The organism is Pseudomonas sp. SJZ074 (assembly GCF_007828215.1).
In the GTDB taxonomy this organism is placed as follows: Bacteria; Pseudomonadota; Gammaproteobacteria; order Pseudomonadales; family Pseudomonadaceae; genus Aquipseudomonas.
Map to the genome: position 1 here is coordinate 95536 of NZ_VIUE01000003.1, position 20188 is coordinate 115723.

General features: G+C 61.6%; 18 protein-coding genes. 10 read left to right on the forward strand and 8 right to left on the reverse strand.

The features are described from left to right. Positions 1–20: 20 nt before the first annotated feature. From FBX99_RS04990 to ureC, 6 genes are all read left to right on the forward strand, one after another. Positions 21–863, forward strand: a complete 843-nt coding sequence (locus FBX99_RS04990) for an urease accessory protein UreD (protein WP_144928496.1) — start codon at positions 21–23, stop codon at positions 861–863. A gap of 151 nt (positions 864–1014) precedes the next feature. Next, a complete protein-coding gene (ureA, locus tag FBX99_RS04995; RefSeq protein WP_003197350.1) occupies positions 1015–1317 on the forward strand; it encodes an urease subunit gamma in 303 nt (100 codons plus the stop codon). 9 nt (positions 1318–1326) lie between these two features. Beyond that, complete coding sequence (locus FBX99_RS05000) at positions 1327–1860, forward strand: GNAT family N-acetyltransferase (RefSeq protein WP_144928494.1); 534 nt, start codon at positions 1327–1329, stop codon at positions 1858–1860. 7 nt (positions 1861–1867) lie between these two features. Beyond that, positions 1868–2401, forward strand: a complete 534-nt coding sequence (locus tag FBX99_RS05005) for an N-acetyltransferase (RefSeq protein ID WP_144928492.1) — start codon at positions 1868–1870, stop codon at positions 2399–2401. Further along, entirely contained in the window at positions 2398–2703 is a 306-nt protein-coding gene (locus FBX99_RS05010; protein WP_144928490.1) for an urease subunit beta, read from the forward strand. The genes FBX99_RS05005 and FBX99_RS05010 overlap by 4 nt, the downstream gene beginning before the upstream one ends. A gap of 141 nt (positions 2704–2844) precedes the next feature. After that, positions 2845–4545 carry an urease subunit alpha gene (gene ureC, locus FBX99_RS05015; RefSeq protein WP_144928489.1) on the forward strand — a complete coding sequence of 567 codons (1701 nt, stop codon included), beginning with the start codon at positions 2845–2847 and terminating at the stop codon, positions 4543–4545. Between the two features lie 91 nt (positions 4546–4636). On the opposite strand, the gene FBX99_RS05020 is transcribed toward ureC, so the two are convergent. The 3 genes from FBX99_RS05020 to FBX99_RS05030 all read right to left on the reverse strand — a co-directional run bounded on the left by FBX99_RS05020 (position 4637) and on the right by FBX99_RS05030 (position 11064). Further along, positions 4637–9661 (reverse strand): NEL-type E3 ubiquitin ligase domain-containing protein, encoded by a 5025-nt coding sequence (locus FBX99_RS05020; RefSeq protein WP_145130815.1) that lies wholly within the window; start codon positions 9659–9661, stop codon positions 4637–4639. Positions 9662–9773: 112 nt separating this feature from the next. Further along, positions 9774–10073 carry a chaperone modulator CbpM gene (locus FBX99_RS05025; RefSeq protein ID WP_144928487.1) on the reverse strand — a complete coding sequence of 100 codons (300 nt, stop codon included), beginning with the start codon at positions 10071–10073 and terminating at the stop codon, positions 9774–9776. Positions 10074–10125: 52 nt separating this feature from the next. Beyond that, on the reverse strand, positions 10126–11064 hold the full coding sequence (locus FBX99_RS05030) for a DnaJ C-terminal domain-containing protein (protein WP_144928485.1): 939 nt from the start codon (positions 11062–11064) through the stop codon (positions 10126–10128). A 295-nt stretch (positions 11065–11359) separates the two neighbouring features. Between FBX99_RS05030 and FBX99_RS05035 the strand changes: the two genes are divergently transcribed. After that, positions 11360–12625, forward strand: coding sequence for an Hsp70 family protein (locus tag FBX99_RS05035; RefSeq protein ID WP_145130817.1), 1266 nt, complete (start codon positions 11360–11362; stop codon positions 12623–12625). Positions 12626–12676: 51 nt separating this feature from the next. Here the strand turns inward: FBX99_RS05035 and FBX99_RS05040 are convergent, their stop codons facing one another. From FBX99_RS05040 to FBX99_RS05055, 4 genes are all read right to left on the reverse strand, one after another. Next, positions 12677–13006 (reverse strand): co-chaperone YbbN, encoded by a 330-nt coding sequence (locus tag FBX99_RS05040; RefSeq protein WP_144928481.1) that lies wholly within the window; start codon positions 13004–13006, stop codon positions 12677–12679. Positions 13007–13120: 114 nt separating this feature from the next. Continuing rightward, entirely contained in the window at positions 13121–14134 is a 1014-nt protein-coding gene (locus FBX99_RS05045; RefSeq protein ID WP_145130818.1) for an AI-2E family transporter, read from the reverse strand. 133 nt (positions 14135–14267) lie between these two features. Further along, the gene (locus FBX99_RS05050; RefSeq protein ID WP_145130820.1) at positions 14268–14564 is read right to left on the reverse strand and encodes a PsiF family protein; all 297 of its coding nucleotides are present in this window, start codon (positions 14562–14564) and stop codon (positions 14268–14270) included. A gap of 239 nt (positions 14565–14803) precedes the next feature. Then, positions 14804–15694 carry a triacylglycerol lipase gene (locus FBX99_RS05055; RefSeq protein WP_144928475.1) on the reverse strand — a complete coding sequence of 297 codons (891 nt, stop codon included), beginning with the start codon at positions 15692–15694 and terminating at the stop codon, positions 14804–14806. A 187-nt stretch (positions 15695–15881) separates the two neighbouring features. Between FBX99_RS05055 and FBX99_RS05060 the strand changes: the two genes are divergently transcribed. After that, positions 15882–16412, forward strand: a complete 531-nt coding sequence (locus FBX99_RS05060) for a bacterioferritin (RefSeq protein ID WP_144928473.1) — start codon at positions 15882–15884, stop codon at positions 16410–16412. A 129-nt stretch (positions 16413–16541) separates the two neighbouring features. Here FBX99_RS05060 and FBX99_RS05065 read toward each other — a convergent pair whose 3' ends face one another. Beyond that, entirely contained in the window at positions 16542–18617 is a 2076-nt protein-coding gene (locus FBX99_RS05065) for an AsmA family protein (RefSeq protein ID WP_145130822.1), read from the reverse strand. 363 nt (positions 18618–18980) lie between these two features. Between FBX99_RS05065 and FBX99_RS05070 the strand changes: the two genes are divergently transcribed. Next, positions 18981–19391, forward strand: a complete 411-nt coding sequence (locus FBX99_RS05070) for a hypothetical protein (RefSeq protein WP_145130824.1) — start codon at positions 18981–18983, stop codon at positions 19389–19391. Positions 19392–19545: 154 nt separating this feature from the next. Then, positions 19546–20178, forward strand: a complete 633-nt coding sequence (locus FBX99_RS05075; RefSeq protein WP_144928466.1) for a TetR family transcriptional regulator — start codon at positions 19546–19548, stop codon at positions 20176–20178. Positions 20179–20188: the final 10 nt, after the last annotated feature.

Below are 20188 nucleotides of genomic sequence, written 5' to 3' on the forward strand. Positions count from 1 at the left end.
CCGGACAATAATCAGAAATCATGAATCTACCTCTCTCTGTACCTGCCCTGTTCACGCCCTGCTGGCACGCCGAGCTGGAATTGGCTTATGCCCGCTTCAGCGACAGCACGCGCCCGGTACAGCGCCGCCATAAAGGCCCGCTGCGGGTGCAAAAGCATTTGTACGCCGAAGGGCCCGAGGTGTGCCAACACATCATCGTCCACCCGCCCGGTGGCATTGCTGGCGGTGACCGGTTGGCGATCTCGGCTCACGTCGGTTCCGGCGCCTGGGCACAACTGACCAGCCCCGGCGCGGCCAAGTGGTACCGCGCTGCCGGCCCGGCGTACCAACAGCTGACCCTGAGCGTGGCACCCGGCGCGACCCTGGAATGGCTGCCACAGGAAACCATCGTCTTCAGCGCGGCCCAGGCCGAACTCAGCACCAGCATCGACCTGCACGGCGATGGCCGGCTCTTCTACTGGGACGTGGTTGCCCTGGGCCGGCCCGCCAGCGGCGAGCGCTTTGACCTGGGACACTTTCAATCGCGGCTGGATATTCGCCGCGACGGCCAACTGCTGTGGCATGAGCGCCAGCGCATTGTCGGCGACGACGGACTGCTCGACTCGCCAATCGGCCTGGGCGGCGACCCGGTATTCGCAACGCTGCTGGTGACCGGCGAGATCGACAGCGCGCTGCTGGAACGGTGTCGTTCCCTGGGCCATGCCGTGCGTGGGGACCTGACGCAGTTGCCTGGTCTGGTGGTGGCGCGGTGTCTGGCGAGCGAGGCGTTGCTGGCGCGGGGATGGTTGATTGAATTGTGGCGACTGCTGCGCCCGGCGGTGCTGGGGCGAGAAGCGGTGCCACCTCGGATCTGGAGTACCTGAATTGCTTTTCTGTGGGAGCGGGCTTGCTCGCGAATACGGGCTCACATCAAACAGTTGAGTTGGCTGACACACCGTCTTCGCGAGCAAGCCCGCTCCCACAGAGGTACATGTTTTTAGCCCAATTTATTTATCTGCCCTTTATGGATGACACATGGACCTGACCCCACGCGAAAAAGACAAACTGCTGATCTTCACCGCCGGCCTCGTCGCCGAACGACGGTTGGCCCGTGGCTTGAAACTCAATTACCCGGAGGCCATGGCCTACATTTCCGCGGCCCTGCTCGAAGGCGCCCGGGACGGTCAGACCGTGGCCGAGTTGATGCATTACGGCACCACCCTACTGAGTCGCGAACAGGTGATGGAAGGCATCCCGGAAATGATCCCGGAGATTCAGGTCGAAGCGACATTTCCCGACGGCACCAAACTGGTCACCGTCCATCAACCCATCGCCTGAGGCCACGCCATGACTGCCCACGTTCGTGATGCCCACGCCACAGACTTGCCGGCGATCCGCGAGATCTACAACGACGCCGTCCTCAACACCACGGCGATCTGGAACGAACAAGCCGTGGACCTGGGCAATCGCCAAACCTGGTTCAGCGCCCGGCAGACCCAGGGCTACCCGGTGCTGGTGGCCGTCGACGCCGAAGACAACGTGCTGGGCTACGCTTCGTTCGGCGACTGGCGGCCGTTCGACGGCTTCCGCCACACCGTGGAGCATTCGGTGTACGTGCGCAGCGATCAACGCGGCAATGGCCTTGGTCCGCTGCTGATGGCCGCGCTGATCGAACGTGCCAGGGCCTGCGATAAACACGTCATGGTCGCGGCCATCGAAAGTGGCAACGCGGCCTCGATTCGCCTGCACGAGCGGGCCGGTTTCGTGATCACCGGGCAGATGCCCGAGGTGGGGACCAAGTTCGGCCGCTGGCTGGACCTGACCTTCATGCAGTTGAACCTCAACCCCGGGGCCTTGCCGCCTGCCATCAACCAGGAGTGAAAAGCCAATGAACGCTGCCCAGTTGCGTCGAGTCCACGCCGAAAGCTTTGCGCATTACCGCCAGGGCCTGATCGATCTGTTGCTCGACGCCGTGGGGTACGGCGCCAGCGTCGGTTTCATGGCCGATCTGGATGCGGTCCAGGCCCGCGCCTATTTCGACGAAGTCCAGGCCAGCCTCAACCAGGGCCACCTGCTGCTGTGGGTGGTGGTCAAGGATGAACAGGTACTGGCCAGCGTCCAGCTTGCCCTGTGCCAGAAACCCAACGGCCTCAACCGCGCCGAAGTGCAGAAGCTGTTGGTGCGGGGCGACGCCCGCCGACGGGGCCTGGGCCAGCAATTGATGAGCGCCCTGGAGCTCGGCGCCCGCCACCACAAGCGTGGCCTGTTGTACCTCGACACCGAGGCCGGTTCCGAGGCCGAGGCCTTCTACCGCGCCATGGGCTACACCCGCGTCGGTGAACTGCCCGACTACTGCCAGAGCCCGGACGGGACCTACACCCCGACCGCCATCTACTACAAGCTTTTGGGACAACCACAATGACTCCAGGGCAATACCAGGTCCAGCCCGGCGATATCGAACTCAACGTCGGTCGCCGTACGCTCACGCTGAACGTCGCCAACAGCGGCGACCGGCCGATCCAGGTCGGCTCGCACTATCACTTCTTCGAAACCAACGACGCCCTGACCTTCGACCGCGTCGCCAGCCGCGGCATGCGCCTGAACATCCCGGCCGGCACCGCCGTGCGCTTCGAACCGGGGCAGAGCCGGGAAGTCGAGCTTGTCGAACTGGCTGGGTTGCGGCGGGTGTTCGGGTTTGCCGGGCGGGTGATGGGCGATCTTTAAGTCATAGGGTGTCTGCACTGGCCCTTTCGCGAGCAAGCCCGCTCCCACAGGTGCCCACATTCCAGTGTGGGAGCGGGCTTGCTCGCGAACTGTGAGCGACAGCGAACAGCCTCAAACTCAATTGAATTCCAAGGCGAGCACATGAAGATTTCAAGACAAGCCTACGCCGACATGTTCGGCCCCACCGTCGGCGACAAGGTCCGCCTGGCCGATACCGAGCTGTGGCTCGAAGTGGAAAAGGACTTCACCACCTACGGTGAAGAAGTGAAATTCGGCGGCGGCAAGGTGATTCGCGACGGCATGGGCCAGGGCCAACTGTTGGCCGCCGAGGTCGTCGACACCTTGATCACCAACGCGCTGATCATCGACCACTGGGGCATCGTCAAGGCCGATGTCGGCCTCAAGGACGGGCGCATCGCCGCCATCGGCAAGGCCGGCAACCCGGACATCCAACCCGATGTGACCATCGCCATCGGCGCCAGCACCGAAGTGATTGCCGGCGAAGGCATGATCCTAACGGCTGGCGGTGTCGACACCCACATCCACTTCATCTGCCCACAGCAGATCGAAGAGGCCTTGATGAGCGGCGTCACCACCATGATCGGTGGCGGCACGGGGCCGGCTACCGGGACCAACGCCACCACCTGCACCTCCGGCCCGTGGCACCTGGCGCGCATGCTCCAGGCCGCCGACGCCTTCCCGATGAACATCGGCCTCACCGGCAAGGGCAACGCCAGCCTGCCGGAGCCCTTGATCGAACAGGTCAAGGCCGGCGCCATCGGTCTGAAGCTGCACGAAGACTGGGGCACCACCCCGGCAGCCATCGACAACTGCCTGAACGTGGCCGACCAGTACGACGTGCAGGTGGCGATCCACACCGACACCCTCAACGAATCCGGCTTCGTGGAAACCACCCTGGGCGCCTTCAAGGGGCGCACCATCCATACCTATCACACCGAAGGCGCCGGTGGCGGTCATGCGCCGGACATCATCAAGGCCTGTGGTTTCCCTAACGTGTTACCCAGCTCCACCAACCCGACCCGACCGTTCACCCGCAACACCATCGACGAACACCTGGACATGCTGATGGTCTGTCACCACCTGGACCCGAGCATCGCCGAAGACGTGGCGTTCGCCGAAAGCCGTATCCGCCGCGAAACCATCGCGGCCGAAGACATCCTCCATGACCTCGGCGCGTTTTCGATGATCAGTTCCGACAGCCAGGCCATGGGCCGCGTCGGTGAGGTCATCCTCCGCACTTGGCAAACCGCAGACAAGATGAAGAAACAACGCGGCGCCCTGCCCGGCGACGGCGAAGGCAACGACAACTTCCGCATCAAGCGCTACATCGCCAAATACACCATCAACCCGGCGATCACCCATGGCATCAGCCATGAAGTGGGCTCCATCGAAGTAGGCAAGTGGGCCGACCTGGTGCTGTGGCGCCCGGCGTTCTTCGGCGTCAAGCCGACGCTGATCCTCAAGGGCGGAGCGATTGCCGCGAGCCTGATGGGCGACGCCAACGCCTCGATTCCGACACCGCAACCGGTGCACTACCGACCGATGTTCGCAAGTTTCGGCGGCTCGCGGCATGCCACCAGCCTGACCTTCATCAGCCAGGCGGCCGCCGAGGCGGGGTTGCCGGAACAACTGGGGCTTAAGAAACGAGTCGCCGTGGTCAAAGGCTGCCGCGACGTGCGCAAGACCGACCTGATCCACAACGACTACCTGCCGAGCATCGACGTCGATCCGCAGACTTACCAGGTCAAGGCCGATGGCGTGTTGCTGTGGTGCGAACCGGCCGACGTGCTGCCGATGGCACAACGTTATTTCCTGTTTTGAACCGGTGCAGTTCTTGTGCTGTTCCCGTGGCGAAGGAGCTTGCGCCCTCGCCACGGGTTTTCATTGCCTGAGCTGACCCGGCCGGGTCAGCTCACAGGTCGGTACTTCCCGGCAACTGCTCCAGCTCGGTTCGCGTCAACGACTGGACCAGCTCCGCTTCCTTGATCCGGTGTTGCAGGCCCAACGCCTCTGACTGGCTGACGTAGTCGGCTTCCTTCAGGGTCCCGGCCGCCTTCGCTTCATCCAGCTCGATCTGGTGGGCGATAAGGGTGTCGTTCAGCGCCTGGAAGGATGGCCCGTGCTGTTGCTTCAAATAATCGATCCAGAAATCCCGGCCCACCAGCGACTGGAACTGCCGGGATGAATCGTCCAGATCCAGGATCTGATTGGCGGCGGCCTCGAGCATTTCAGGTGTGACATCCGCCAGCGCGAGAAAAGCCCCACCCTCGGGTTGCCCCGGTAGTTCCAGTCGATCCTTGAGCCCCACCCGGTAAGCCAGACGGACCTCGACCTCTTCTATCAGTACCAGGTTTTCGCGCTTTTCATCCTCGGTCAGGTCGGTGCGGGCATTGATCGCGTCACGGCGCCGCTGGATATCCTGCAGGGCAATACGCTCTACCTCATCGAGGCGAAACAGCCCCTTGGCCAGGTGGACCAGTGCTGCTGCCTCATCCTTTCCAACCGCCAAGGCCTTCGCATTGTGGATCATCAAGCGGATTTCCAGATAGCTGAACGACAAGGCTGCGCGATCTTCACAGGCCGGTTGGCCGGCCAGGTCGAACAGTTCATGACGCAAGTCGGTGGCGTTGCCCATCGCCTCGAGCATCTGCCAGACGCGGGCCTGGAGGTCCGGATAATCTTCCAGCCCCTGGTAAGAGTTAGCCAACCGATGCAACAACTCAAAAAACTCTCCCGATAGCGGCTCATCCGCCAGGCTTTGCCACAAGGCTCTTTTGTCCGCCAGTTGGCTCTCAGGCACGTTGCGCAGCCATTGCTGCATATTCGACGACTCAATCGGCGCTGAAAACCCAAACGCCTCGGGCAAACGCAGGACAACCCATTCAGGACGCGTTCGCAAGACCATCGCCCAATAATCACGCATGCGCTGCTGGACTCCCTCGCTCAACGGGTTGCCTTGCAATAACGTCACGCGATTGAGGCGAGCCGTGGCATGGGCACGCTCGGCAGGCGGGTCGAGCAGGTGGTCCGGTACCTGGGTCAAGCCGTTGTCGCGCAAGTCGATCAGCCCCAGCGGTTGATCGCGCAGGCCAGAGGGCCAGGCAGTGATCCCGGTGTTCTTCAGGTGCAATCGTTCCAGCTCAGGCAGCCTGCTGAAGTCCGGCAGGCGCAGCAGCAAGTTGTTATCCAGGTCGAGGTTCTTCAGCCGGCCAAGGCTTTGCAGGATTTCAACGCCACGCCGTGTCAGGCCGATCTGGTTATTCGCCAGCCTAAGCGTCTCCAGATTTTCCATCCCCTCCAGGGATCCGGGAATATTCATCAGCCTGTTCCTGGACATTTCCAAGCGTTTGAGGGAGGAGAATGCGCTAAGGAAGATGTCGCAGTAGTCCAGCGTCAAGCCCATGTCAGACATCTTGAGCACACCCACATGACTGAAGTCCGCCATCAGTTGCGGCAATGCGCCGATGTTCAAACCGCTCAAATCCAGCTCATACCCGAGCCTGCGGCCATCGGCCCCTACAACGACCCGGGTCTGACGCCGCCAGCATCGCTCGATTTGTTCGGCCGCTACCTCTCTGACCCCCGTCGGTACTTGCCCACGTTGATTCCCCTGGTAACGCCATCCAAAGCTAGCAACCCAGCGGTCCAGATCCTGACGTAGCATTCTCAACTCGACTTTACGTCGCTTGAGTTCCCTCACCGCGCCATTGCCCAATGATCTCAGCAGCGCCTCGGTCTGCTGCGCCGTGTAGCTCGGGTACAGCTCCAGCACCCGACTCTCCGGCGACCGGCCCAGGCGCAACCAATCCCGCAATCCACCCAAGGGGTAACCGACTTTGCCCGAAGCCAGGCGCATCGGTGATTGGAAGGCCGGCTTGAGCGCCGGCATCTTCAAGCGGCTCGCCAGCGTATCCCGGTCCACTGGCGAAGCACCGATGGCTTTTTTCAACAGGTCGCCGTGATGGACCGAGGGGCGAGCCATGGCCCGGCGTTCGGCATCCGGCAGGGCGTGCTGCAAGGCATCGAAGACACTGCCCCAATGGCTCAACTCGTTGCCGCTGTCGTCAAAGGCCTGGTAGACGTCATCGTCCTTGACCACGACCTTGGTCTGCGTCGCATTTTGTGGCCCGATACTATCGATCAAGGCGCCGGACACACCGGCCTCGCGCAACTCGATGCGCACCGTGTCGCTCCACCCAGGCAAGGTTTTCAGGGTCGCTAACACCAATCGCGGCGTGTCCGCCGTGGCCAACGCATCCTGATACAGGCCCTCGTAGGCTCGGTTCAAACGCACCCTGCGCTGATAGTGGCGCAGCTCTTCGGCGATGCGCAGCGGGATGGGCTTGGTCTGGCTGGCCTCGTCGAAATCCCAGGCGGCCATTTGCTGCAACTCCTCGGTACTGGCCAGGGTGATGATCTGCTCGATCGCTTTTACCGGAACCGAGGGGAAACGGGACTTGATCAGCGTGACATGGGGGTCACCTCTCGTCTCGCCCGAGGCGTAATAATCGTTGAGCAACTGCACCTTTTCATTGACCGCCGCTTCGGCGAGTGCCCGACGCAGGTGCCGGACGCGAGCATCCATATTGGTTTTCGCAATCGGCGGGCTCGCCGTGGCCAACAGATCGGCACCTGCGGCATCCACCGCTTCGATCAGGTTTTTCAACAGCGAAGACGTGCGGATCTTCTCCTCGGTAAGGCTGGCTTCCTGAAAGGGGGTCTCGCCTTCCGAGGGCCGGATGTACTCCCAGCGTGTCCCGCCGGCGCCGTCGACGACCTTCAGCTTCAGCCCTCTTGGCCACGGGCCGTATTGGGTCAGCAGGTGCAATGTCGGCTCGGCCAGCTCCTGGCGCAGCGGCTCCTCGCTTTGCAGTTGCCCGATGAACGTGTCGATTTGTCGGCAGAGGCCGAAGCGCTCCAGGGTGTCGGCCAGCAACGCCGGCACCGGCTCGCCCTCGACATGCACCCGTCGTAGCACGTCCTGTGGGGTCGCGCTGGCCAGGCGGATCTGCTCCAGTTCGGTATCGCTGAAGTCCTTGACGCTATGGCCCAGGCGTCTCATCAGCCTCGGGCCTTCCCAGGTACGCGGCTGCTCCAGTTCATGGTGCCAGGCGCCATTGCCGTTATGCGTCAACTCGGGCTGGTAGGCCTGCGCACGGGAAGGATGACGAATGCGATAGCGAAGGGTCTGCGGGTCCTGCTGCACTTCGTAATGCTGATCACCCAGCGGCAGGACCTGCCGGGTACCGACCCGATACAGGCCTTGGGTATCCGGGGTCGAAGCCTCGGGAGGCGTCAGTTCGCTCTGGTAGACACTCAGGTCGGGACGCCATAGACGCGGTTCGCCGTTGGCCAATTGAACCGGCTCCAACTGATCCACCGCGCCCGACCAGCGAATGTGCGGCAACACCGCCGCGCCGGTGGCGACGAAGGCCGTGTTGAGGGCCACGCTGGAAAAATGCGCCCACATTTCCCGGGTCTCGCCGCGCTCGAACGCTTCAATGCCCTCGAAGGCCTCGTTGAACATCTGCACGGCGCCGACCGTCAACATCAGCGGACCCAGCCCCGGCACGACAAACGCCGCCAGGTTGAATACATCGACCACCGCGTCCAGGTAACTGTCCAGGCGTGCCAGGCGGGCTTTACGGTCTTCATCGCCGGTAGGCACCGCCACCGCACGCGCGTCAGCCTGGATCTTCTCGATCTGCCGCAGGCTTAGCGAGCGCCACAGATCGCCGGGAATCGGCACCGTACCCATGGGCAGGTTGCGCAGCGACGATTTGAGTGGGTAATCGGCCTGGTCATCGGCCGTCGGGGAGATTTGATAGAGGTGTTTGAACTGCCGGAAAAACACCCCTTGCTGACGCAGCGGCACGAAACGGCTGAAGAAACGGCGGTAGACGCTACCGTGCAGGCGTCGCCGCAGTTCAGCCATGAAGTCGGCGCTGGAGGCATAGGCCTTCAGGGGATGCTCGGGATCACCCGGAAGGTAGGCCACGACCGGTACCACCCGACGACTGTTCTCAAGGTCGGGGCCGATCAACAGCGGGCCGACCAGGTCGATGTCGAACACTTTCAAAGAGCTGAAGGTCACGGCCTGACCATCGAGGGTGACGTTTCTGGCCCCCTCGATCACCTGCTGCAACATCGAGTAAACCGCCGGGCTGATGTCGGCCTTGGCTCGGGCGATCTGGATGTTCAGCGCCAGGCCCTGTCTGTGATGCTCCTCCAGTGAATGATCCAGCGGGTTGGGCGCCTTGCTGTCGTCGGAACGCAAGACTGTGTTGATGTGCTCCTGATACTGGCGCCCCAGATCCAGGGTACGGCACAACTTGACGAAGGCATGCGGGGCAATCGGCAACGCCCCTGCGCGAACGGCATCGATGGAAGGCATCACTGCGCCGCCCTGGGACGACAGCACCGTAGTAATGAGGCTGCAATCGGCACAGGCGGACTTGCGCGCTTCCTCTGGCGCGAAATTGGCCAGCGCCGCCTCCAGCAATGACGTGCCGCGGTACTCGTAGCGATCAAAGTAGCCGCCCTCGCTGTCCAGGACCAGCGCCCCAAAAAAGTCATCGCGGGTCTTGCGCCCGTATTTGCGGACGAAATACACCTCGTTGACGTTCAACGCGAGCTTGAACTCATCCAGAATCGCCTGCTTGAGCAAGGGTTCGGCAAAGGCGCGGATGTCCTGGATATTGCCCAGCCGGTTGTCGACCTGGTTCAGACGCTCGCGGTAGCGCGAATGGCTGTCCTTGAGGCTGCGCCAAAGCTCGGGGGAGGCTTTGGCATACCAGTCCGGCAGTTCCAGCGGGTGGTCGCTCAGCTCCTGCTGACGTTGCACGATGGCCCCGCTGTACCAGCCGGGAATACGGGTTTTGAGCAGGTCCAGATGCTCGCCTTGGGGAATGGCGAGACGAGGGGTGAAGCCTGGCATATCGGGTCATCCTTGACGATGAAAAACCCGAGCCTAACCAGTGTGCCGTCGAGACGTGCGGTAACTATTTATTGCCTTTTCGACAAGACATTACGGATACGAAGCGCCACGATCAGTCCACCCAACGGCCCAATTGCTGGCGCAGCCGACGATTCTCGGCCCGCAGTTGCTGGACTTCTTCCAGCAGGTCCAGCGCCAGGGCGACGCCTTCCCATTCCAGCTCCAGCTCGCGGCGCAGCTTGTCGGCGCGACGGGCCAGGAGCAGTTCGTAGTCGGTGAAACGCCAGTCCGTCGGGGCGGCGCCGTGGGGCTCGAGGATGCCATGGGCGACGATTTCGATCACATGGACATCCTGCAGCGCGGCGGCCTCGCAGAACTCCGTCAGGTTCAGTTCAATGATCGGGTTGTTCATGATCTGCTTCTCCCAATGCCTTGACAGTGCAGGGCTGGCAAAGGCCCCGCCGTCAGAAATTCTCCCGTGGATCGAAGGCAGCTTTCTTCGCCAGCTCCGCCCACAATGCCTTGACCGCCTCGTCGCTGGACTTGGGCATCACGGCCTTGAGTTGAACGAACAGATAGCCGCGCTCACCGGCCTTGTTGCGCAGGCCATGGCCCTTGGCGCGCATGCGCTGGCCGTTCTGGCTGCCGGCCGGGACCTTGAGGTTGATCTTGCCGGTGAGGGTCGGGACGGCCACCTCGGTGCCCAGTGCCAACTCCCAGGGTGCCAGCGGCAGGGTGATGATCAGGTCCTGGCCTTCGACATCGAACTTGGGGTGGGGGGCAAAGCGAATGGTCAGGTACAAGTCACCATTGGCCCCGCCACCGATACCCGGCGCGCCCTGGCCCTTGAGGCGGATCCGCTCGCCGTCGGTCACGCCAAGGGGGATCTTCACGTTCAGGCTTTTGCTGGTGTTGCTGACGTGCTGGCCCGCGCCGTTGTATTGCGGCACTTGGTAGCTGACTTTTTTCGACTCGGTCGAGAGGGTTTCTTCCAGGAAGATCGGTAATTCCAGTTCCACGTCCTGCCCCCGCCGGCCGGCGCTGCGACCTGAATGTCCGCCGCCGAAACCCGGCCCGCGATTGCCGAAGATCGAACTGAAGAAGTCCGAAAAGTCCCCGGTGTCCTGACCGCCGAAACCGCCGCGGCTCTGCCAGCCCGGTGGCCCCTGGAACGGCTGGCCGTGCTGGCCATATCGACGCAGATCGTCGTATTCGGCGCGTTTGTCGGCGCTTTTCAGCGCTTCATAGGCTTCGGAGACATCCTTGAATTTGGTCTCGGCGTCCTTTTCCTTGCTGACATCCGGGTGGTATTTGCGCGCCAGTTTGCGATAGGCGGCCTTGATCGTGCTGTCGTCAGCCGTCGGCTCCACACCCAGGATCTTGTAATAGTCTTTGAAGTCCATCTAAGCATCACCATCCGTTATCGATGTCGCACCGCCGTTCACAGCATGCCCGGTTGACCGGGCACCGGGTTGATCCATCTCATGATTGGGACCGGGCGGCGCTTCAGAAGTTTATCGGCAACCGATGGCGGTTCTTGTGTCCGCCCTGTGGCTGCCAGTCTCATGCCGACAAGTTTGGGGGTCCAATGGTGTCTTTCAAGGCCGACGAGTACGAATTAGCGGATAACCGGCCTTCGAATCCGCGCCGCACTGGCATACACTGCGCGGCCGTTTTTTCGACCGGAACCTGAACGACATGAAAAACGCATCCCCGGCCCGTGCCTGCGGCATCGACTTCGGCACGTCCAACTCCACCGTCGGCTGGCTGCGCCCCGGCATGGAAACGCTGATCGCGCTGGAGGACGACAAGATCACCCTGCCCTCGGTGGTTTTTTTCAATCTGGAGGAACGCCGTCCGGTCTACGGCCGACTGGCCCTGCACGAGTACCTGGAAGGCTACGAAGGCCGGCTGATGCGCTCGCTCAAGAGCCTGCTGGGCTCCAAGCTGATCAAGCACGACACCAGCGTATTGGGCACGGCCATGCCCTTCAAGGATCTGCTGGGGTTGTTCATCGGCCAGTTGAAGAAACGCGCCGAAGCCACCGCCGGTCGGGAATTCGAAGAAGTGGTATTGGGGCGCCCGGTGTTTTTCGTCGACGACGATGAAATGGCCGACCAGGAAGCGGAAAACACCCTGGTGGACGTCGCCCGCGCCATCGGCTTCAAGGAAGTTTCGTTCCAGTACGAGCCCATCGCGGCGGCCTTCGATTATGAATCGACCATCGAGAAAGAAGAGCTGGTGCTGATCGTCGACATTGGCGGCGGTACTTCGGACTTCTCCCTGGTGCGCCTCTCCCCCGAGCGCCGCACCCATGACAACCGCCACTCCGACATCCTCGCCACGGGCGGCGTGCACATCGGCGGGACGGACTTCGACAAGCAACTGAGCCTGCAGGGGCTGATGCCGCTGTTCGGCTATGGCAGCCGTATGAAAAGCGGCGCCTACATGCCCACCAGCCACCACATGAACCTGGCGACCTGGCACACCATCAACGCGGTGTACGCGCAGAAATCCACCCTGGCGCTGAGCAGCATGCGCTACGACATCGAAGACACCGGCGGCATCGACCGGCTGTTCAAGTTGATCGAACAACGTGCCGGTCATTGGCTGGCGATGGAAGTGGAAGAAACCAAGATCCAGCTGACCCACGCCGACCAGCGCCATGTGGCCCTGGACCGGATCGAGCCGGGCTTGAGCGTGGACCTGAGCCGGGCATTGTTCGAATCAGCTATCGACGGCCTGCTGGAGCGGGTCCGCGCCAGCGTCACGCAACTGCTCGGTGACGCCAACGTCGGCGTCGATCAGGTCGACACCGTGTTCTTCACCGGCGGTTCCAGTGGCATCCCGGCCCTGCGCAACAGCGTCTCGGCCATGCTGCCCCAGGCGCGGCATGTGGAAGGCAACATCTTCGGGAGCATCGGCAGCGGGTTGGCGATCGAGGCGATGAAGCGCTATGGCTGATGCCCGGAGTCGCTTCGTGACCTGCCACGAGGCGACTCCCCGCCCTCATGTTCAGGCAAGTTCTTCGACCCAGGTCTTGAAGACGCCTTCGTATTTATAAAAGCCGACAACCGTGCGTTCCAATTCACCGTCCTTGAAGAACAACGTCGTGGGTGCGGACTGGACATCGTAGTCCGGGTTTTTTTCGACGCTGCCCTCCTTTTCGAAAGCTTTCTCGAGAAAGGTAATCCGGCCGGCGTTTGACCTGGCGGCCTCCTCCAGGCTTTCGGTCATGCTGTCGGAGCTTTTCTTGCCTTTCGTGCCAAACAGCACGATCACCGGTAGCGTTGATTTGAGGACCAGTTCTTCGAAATTGGTCGTGACGACAGTTTTCAAAGTCATGATGCAGCTCCCAGAGGCTCGCTGCGAAGCGGATTCTTCGCTCAAAGAGCTAAGCAATCCCGGTGTCCGCCATCTACTGTCAGAAATAACAGTGCGGATAAACGGACATGACGTTCAAACCATCCCGATCTGTTTCAGCTCACTCTTGAGATACGCATAGTAAATCGGCCCCGCCACCACTCCCGGCAACCCGAATGCGGCTTCGAATACCAGCATCGCCATGAGCAGCTCCCAGGACTTGGCGCTGATCTGTCCACCGACGATGCGGGCGTTGAGGAAGTATTCGAGCTTATGGATCACGATCAGGTACCCCAGCGCCGCCACGGCCACCCAGATCGACAGCGACAGGCCGACGATGGTAATCAGGGTGTTGGACATCAGGTTGCCGATGACCGGCAGCAACCCCAGCAGGAAGGTCATCACGATCAGGGTCTTGGTCAGCGGCAGCTTGATGCCGAACAGCGGCAGCACCACCGCCAGGAAAATCCCGGTGAAGAAGGTGTTGAGCAGGGAAATCTTGATCTGCGCAAAGACGATGTTGCGAAACGCCTTGACCAACAGGTTCAGGCGATCGAACAGTGCAGCGGCCAGGGGCTTGCGCTTGGTCAGGTCGGGAACGCGCTGCAAGGCAATGATTGCCCCCAGCACCATGCCGATCAGCAATGTCACGAACATGTGGGCCGCGTCCTTGCCCACCAGTTGCAGGTCGCTCAGGTGCTTGCTCACCCAGTCGCCGATGGCCACCCGGAATTCCGCGGCGCTGGCCGGCAGGTAAGCGTCGATGAAAGGGGGCAACTGCCCACGGGCGCGGTCGACCACGGCCATGAACTTGTCCAGGGATGCGCCGGGGTTCTCCGCCTCATGCAGCAGGAAACTGATTGCTCCAGCGAAGATCAGCGACAGGACACTCACCACCAGGGTGCCGAGCAACGCCACCGCGAGCCAACGGGCACGTCGGCCCTCGATCAATCGCTGCAATTGCGGAGTGAGCATGTTGACCAGCTCGAACACCAGCAGCCCGGCCAGCAGGCTTGGCAACAGGCGCAGCGGCAATACCAGCAACAACCCACCAAAAATGATCACCCAACTGATCACCAACAACACATGACGCTGAGAAAACGTTGGCATACAGCCTCAGAGCAAAAACGGCGTGAAAGGATCGGCAGTCTGCCAGCCTTCCGCTGACAGCACTAGGGATAGTATCGGCCGACTTTCGTCGGGGTTCAGGGGGTTTTGCACAAGCTCGCGACAGGCACGTCCCTTATTTGTTCTTCAGGCAATCACTTATGAACGCTTTACGCTCATCGCCCTTGAGCGCCTTGGTGGTTGCGTCGGCATTGCAGGTCTTCATACGCTCCTGCGGCGTCCCCCCCCGCACTTCTGGCGGCTTGGTCCGCAGGCACGTGCTCATGAAGGCCTTGCGCTCATCGCCCTTGAGTGACTTGGCGGTGGCGTCGGCGTTGCAGGTGGTCATCTTGGTCTGTTGCGCCGTCGCAGCGAAGCCTTGGGAGCACGCCAGCAAACCGATCAGCAACAACGGGACACGCAGCATTTTCATGGGGTTTCTCCTGATTACCGCCCGAAGGTATGGCGATGTGTTGCAGTGTAGACAAACCCTGTTACACCTTCCTCAGCTGAAAAAAAGACTGTTCCCAAGGCAGGTTTTTTTAGCGCCGTGCAGATTGCTTTCGCGAGCAAGCCCGCTCCCACAGTCGACCTGATTGTGCCAGGAAGAACTCGGTCGACTGTGGGACCGGCTTGTTCGCGAAGAACGATTACGCGGTGTTCCTGGATGACCTAAACCCCAGCCACCTTCAAGCGCTGCGCATGCTCGACAAACAACCGGATCGGCTCGGCCCCCTTGCCCACCAGCCCCAGGGACTGATTGACGATGTCGAAGTGGTCAAGCGGATAGTCATCGCCGATGACCGTACCCAAGTGGGAACTGAAGCGTCCGACCATGCCATCGCACTGTCCCGCCTCGCGCAGGAACGTCCGGGCGAACAGGCGGCAGCTGCGATTCGTGCCGTCGAAGAGGTTGCGCCCCTTGTCGGTCTTGCCGGGTTGCAGGATCCCGGACCAGGAGTAATAACGCACGCCGTCGACCTCTTCAGCCCCCTGCCCGCCCCAGGTTTCAGGCAGCCCCTGTGGATAACGCTCATTGAAGCGCGCCACCCCGGCAGTAGTGAGGGATTCATGGGAAGCATGGAGGTCCACCGGCAGCTTCGGCCCGCGATAGCCGGTTTCGAGCAGGCTCATCACCACGTTGATCAACCGCAGCACGGCGCTGAGCATGCGCCCCTTGGCACTGTTCGGCGGGTAGTGGGCCAGCAGGTAGTCGGCCAGTTCGGAACCGTGGTTGGGGCCGGCCACCGACGTGACGGAAGCCACCAGATCCGGGCGCATGGCAGCCGCATAGCGGGCGCTGAGGGCACCCTGGCTATGACCGATCAGGTTGACCTTCGGCGCGCCGGTCTCGCGCAGGACCTCCTCGATCCGCGCCAGCAGTTGCTCGCCGCGCACCTCGGACGAATGCAGCGGCGAAACCTTCACCGCCACCACCACCGCGCCCCCCCGGCGCAGCGCCGAAACAATCCCATACCAGTATGGATACAGCACCAGGCGGATGAACCCGAGCATGCCCGGGACCAGCACCAGCGGGTAACGAGTGGCGCAGCGTTGCGACATACGGACGTCCTTGTGATCGATGATGGGGTTGAGAACCAGTCTAGGCGACCTTCATGACGCCTGATCACCCGTGTAGGAGCGGGCACATTCCATAAAACTTTTGCCTCGCTCATCACTCCCAACATTGTAAGCGATCGCGCCTAGAGAGCGTGACGCCCCCAACCGGATCAGCCTCCAGGAGAACGAGATGAGCGACATGCACTTATCCGATGTGACGACCCTGCGCGAACGGGCGCGGCAGAACGTACAGAACGGCGCGGTGACCGAGGGCTACAACGCCGATCGACAGGAAGTCGTGCGCCTGCTCAACGAAGCACTGGCCACGGAGCTGGTGTGCGTGCTGCGCTACAAGCGCCACTACTTCATGGCCACCGGCCTCAAAGCCAGCGTGGCAGCCAGCGAATTCCTCGAACATGCCAACCAGGAGGCCGAACATGCCGACAAACTGGCCGAGCGCATCGTGCAATTGGGCGGCGAGCCGGAATTCAACCCCGACCTGTTGACTCGTAACTCCCACGCCCAGTACGTGGCAGGCAACACCCTCAAGGAAATGGTTTACGAAGACCTGGTGGCCGAGCGGATCGCCATCGACAGCTACCGGGAAATCATCCAGTACATAGGTGATAAAGACCCGACCACCCGGCGTATCTTCGAGGACATCCTGGCCCAGGAAGAAGAGCATGCCGATGACATGGCCGATATCCTCGCTGATTTGTAGTCCTTAACGACCCCTTCGCGAGCAAGCCCGCTCCCACAGGTGACCGCGTTCCTTCTGAATGAACGCGGTCACCTGTGGGAGCGGGCTTGCTCGCGAATAGGCCTTAGGCCCCACCACCAAATCCCCGAATCAGCGCGTTGGCTTGACCGTCACCGGTGCCTTGCCCGACTTCATCTGCTCCAGCAACGGCGCGCACTGGTTCGGCTCGCCACCGCTGGGAGCCACCAGGGCCAGCAAGCCTGCCGCCGGCGCAGCGATCACACCCAGTGCCACCATGCCGGCGCCGCGCAGCATCAGCGGCACGGCCTTGACCCCGGCCGAAGGCTTGGCGAACTTGCCCCGTACATACAAGGGCGAGCGCAGGGAAATCAGCCGCCAGCCCTTGGATTCCGGAGAAATGGTCAGGTCCAGCTGTTCCGTGGCCATGTTCGCCGTGCCGTCGATGTAGATGATCGCGTTTTCGGTATCGAAAACGAACAGGCGGGTGGTTGCCAGGCCGGTCTTGATGTCGAAATCCGCCGCGGCACAGTTGATCTTCACTTCCTTGTCGCCAAAGATTTTCCCCATCACGTAGTTGCCCACGTTCAACCCTGCCAGCTCCATCAGCTCGCGGCTGATGGCACCGTCGTTGATGAGCATTTTCAGCGTACCGTTGGACGTACCGAGCAACGCCGCGACCGAGTTGCCGCGACCGCTGATGTCGGCGTCGCCGTTGAGCTCGCCGAAACTGGTTTTCATCGGTTCGAAACCGGGGAATAGCTGTTTGAGCTTGAATCCTCGCGCCGTCAGCTTCGCCTGGCCCTCCAGCGGATGGGCTTGACCGTTGAGGCGGATCTGCGCATCGAGCCGGCCACCGGCGACGCCGAAACGCACGGGCTCAAGGCTCAGTTGACCGTCGTTGAGCACCAGGTGCGTGTAGAGGTCGGTGAACGGCAACTGCGCACTGTGGACGATGCGCTTACCGGTGAACTCCACGTCGGCATCCATCGCATTCCAGCGCTCGGTGCGGAACTCTTCCACGGGCAGCACTTTGTCCGACGGCTGTTTGCTGGCACTGCCACGGGCCTTCTGCTCGGTGTTGGAATCGGCACCGATCAGCGGCGCCAGGTCGCTGAACAACAGTTGATTGGACACCAGCGTGCCACTGAGTTTTGGCCGTGGCTGGCTGGCGACGTAGGCCAGGTCACCATGGATGTCGCTGTCGCCGATCTTTCCATTGAATGCCTCGTAGCGAAACAGCGCCCCACCCGGCTCATGGAGCTTGGCGATCAGATGGCCGTCGGTTTCATAGGGCGATGAGTCCGGCAAGGTCACGCCGGTCAGCGGATACAGGTGAGCGAGGCTGGTGCCGGCCAGTTTCAGGCGCAGGTCCAAGGCGCCGAGATTCATCGGGTCGGTGAGGGTGCCGGCCAGTTCGACACGGGTATCGGCGGTCTTTACCTGAGCCTGCAAGGGAAAGGGTTGAGATGCATTCTGCAAGGCCAGCAGGCCGCCGACCTTGCCGGAACCACTGAGGTTCTGTCCGTGATATTGCCCGTCGACCTTGAAGGCGAACCCATAGTCCTGAGGCGTCGCCCCCTGATCCTGGACCTTTTTCGCAGCTTTTTCGCCGACGATATCCTTGAACGGAATGGACTTGCCCAGTGGGTCGATCAGCAGGTCGAGTCGGGTTCTCAAGGTCTGGTCGTCAAGCGTGACGTGGCCCTTATCGAAGCCGATGGCCCCGATGTCGACTACCCAGCTCGACGGTTCGGCGTCCGGGTCCTTCGGGTCGAACTTGAAGGTCCAGTTGGCGCGTCCGTCAGCCAGGCGTTGCAGGTTGGCGTCGGGTTCGGTCAGGTCGATTCTAGGGATCGTCACGCGCCGGGCCAGCAAGGCCAGGGGGGAGATGCGCAACTCCACACGCCTGAGCGTTGCCATCTGCGTTTTTTTCGACCATTCGGGGTTACCCAGGCTCAAATCCTCGGCCACTACGTGGGGCCACGGCAACCAGGCCCGCCAGCCACCCTCTTCGGGTTCACGTTGCCAGACCACGGCCAGGTTGCCGTTAATGGCGAATGGGCGATGCAGTTCCTCGGACACCTTGGCATTGAGCGTCGGCTTGATCCGGTTCCAATCGAAGAACGCGATGACCAGCACCAACACGGCCAGCAAGACAGCAAGGCAGGCCAAGCTCCAGGCAAGGATTTTTGAAGTGCGTGTCATGCACAAGGCTCCTGATGACAAATCGGCGTCCGTACCGCAACACCTGAAAAAACCGAACCTGTAGTCGGCTCGTTATATGAGTGAGACTGACGGAACGCCCAACAGGTTTACCACCTGGGGTGAAAAACCTGACCGATCCGCCAGCCAGCTGTTACCGCCAGCGCACACTCGCGTGGCGAAAGTGGGTACCAAATACCCACCGTGGTGCAAAACCGCCCCCCGGAAACGCCCGTTCTAGAGCCTTTCCACAGAACAATCAATTCCGTTGATTATTACCATTGCGTTTATGAACTTTTATATCGACTTATCGAGAGTAGCATTGCCCTCGTACCCACTTTTTAGCCCTCCCGAGGAGCAACGACCATGAAACGCCAATTACTGATGAGCCTGTCCCTTTCACTGCTGGCCTCCACTGCTTTCGCCCTGCCAGCTTCCGAACAGGCTACACCACAGGTCAAGGACAGCCACTCCGTGTATAGCCAGACTGTTGCCGAAGACGGCTTTAACCAAACCCGTCAAGGCCAACTCGCTGAAGATGGCTACAACAACACCCCTCAGGGCCAACTCGCCGAAGACGGCTATAACAACACCCCTCAGGGCCAGCTCGCCGAAGACGGCTACAACAACACCCCTCAGGGCCAGCTCGCCGAAGACGGCTACAACAACACCCCTCAGGGCCAGCTCGCCGAAGACGGCTACAACAACACCCCTCAAGGCCAACTCGCCGAAGGTGGTAGTGAACGCCTCAACGAACGCAACGGCAAAGTGAGCTGAGCCCATGGTGGCCGTGAAAAAGCCCGATTTCCTGCAATCGGGCTTTTGACTTTTCAGGCCTCGCTTCCCCCGCGTAATCCCCTCTACCGTTCGACGTCGGCAAAGCCGATTTGCTAAAGTGCCTCGCTCCCATGACTCGGAAGTCAGGCCTGCGATGTTGCCCCGCGCCGAACAGAAACAACAGACCCGAATTGCCCTGATGGACGCGGCCCGTCATTTGATGGAGTGCGGCCGGGGGTTCGGCAGCCTGAGCCTGCGCGAAGTGGCCAAAACGGCGGGCATTGTACCCACCGGTTTCTACCGGCACTTCGACGATATGGATCAATTGGGCCTGGCGCTGGTCAGCGAAGTGGGCCAGACCTTCCGCGAAACCATCCGGCTGGTGCGTCACAACGAATTCGTCATGGGCGGCATCATTGATGCGTCGGTACGGATCTTCCTCGACGTGGTGCAAGCCAACCGATCGCAGTTCCTGTTTCTTGCTCGCGAACAGTACGGCGGCTCCCTGCCGGTACGGCAGGCCATTGCACAACTGCGTGAAGCCATCAGCTCGGACCTGGCCGCCGACCTGGCGTTGATGCCGAAACTGCAGCATCTGGATCTTGCCGGGCTGAGCGTGATGGCCGACCTCATCGTCAAAAGCGTGTTCGCCACCCTGCCCGACATCATCGACCCTCCCACCAAAGCGCCCCCCGACCACCTCACGCCCCAGGCGAAGATCACCCAGCAACTGCGGTTTATCTTTATCGGCCTCAAGCATTGGCAAGGCTTGGGCAGCACTGAATAACCTCCTGTGG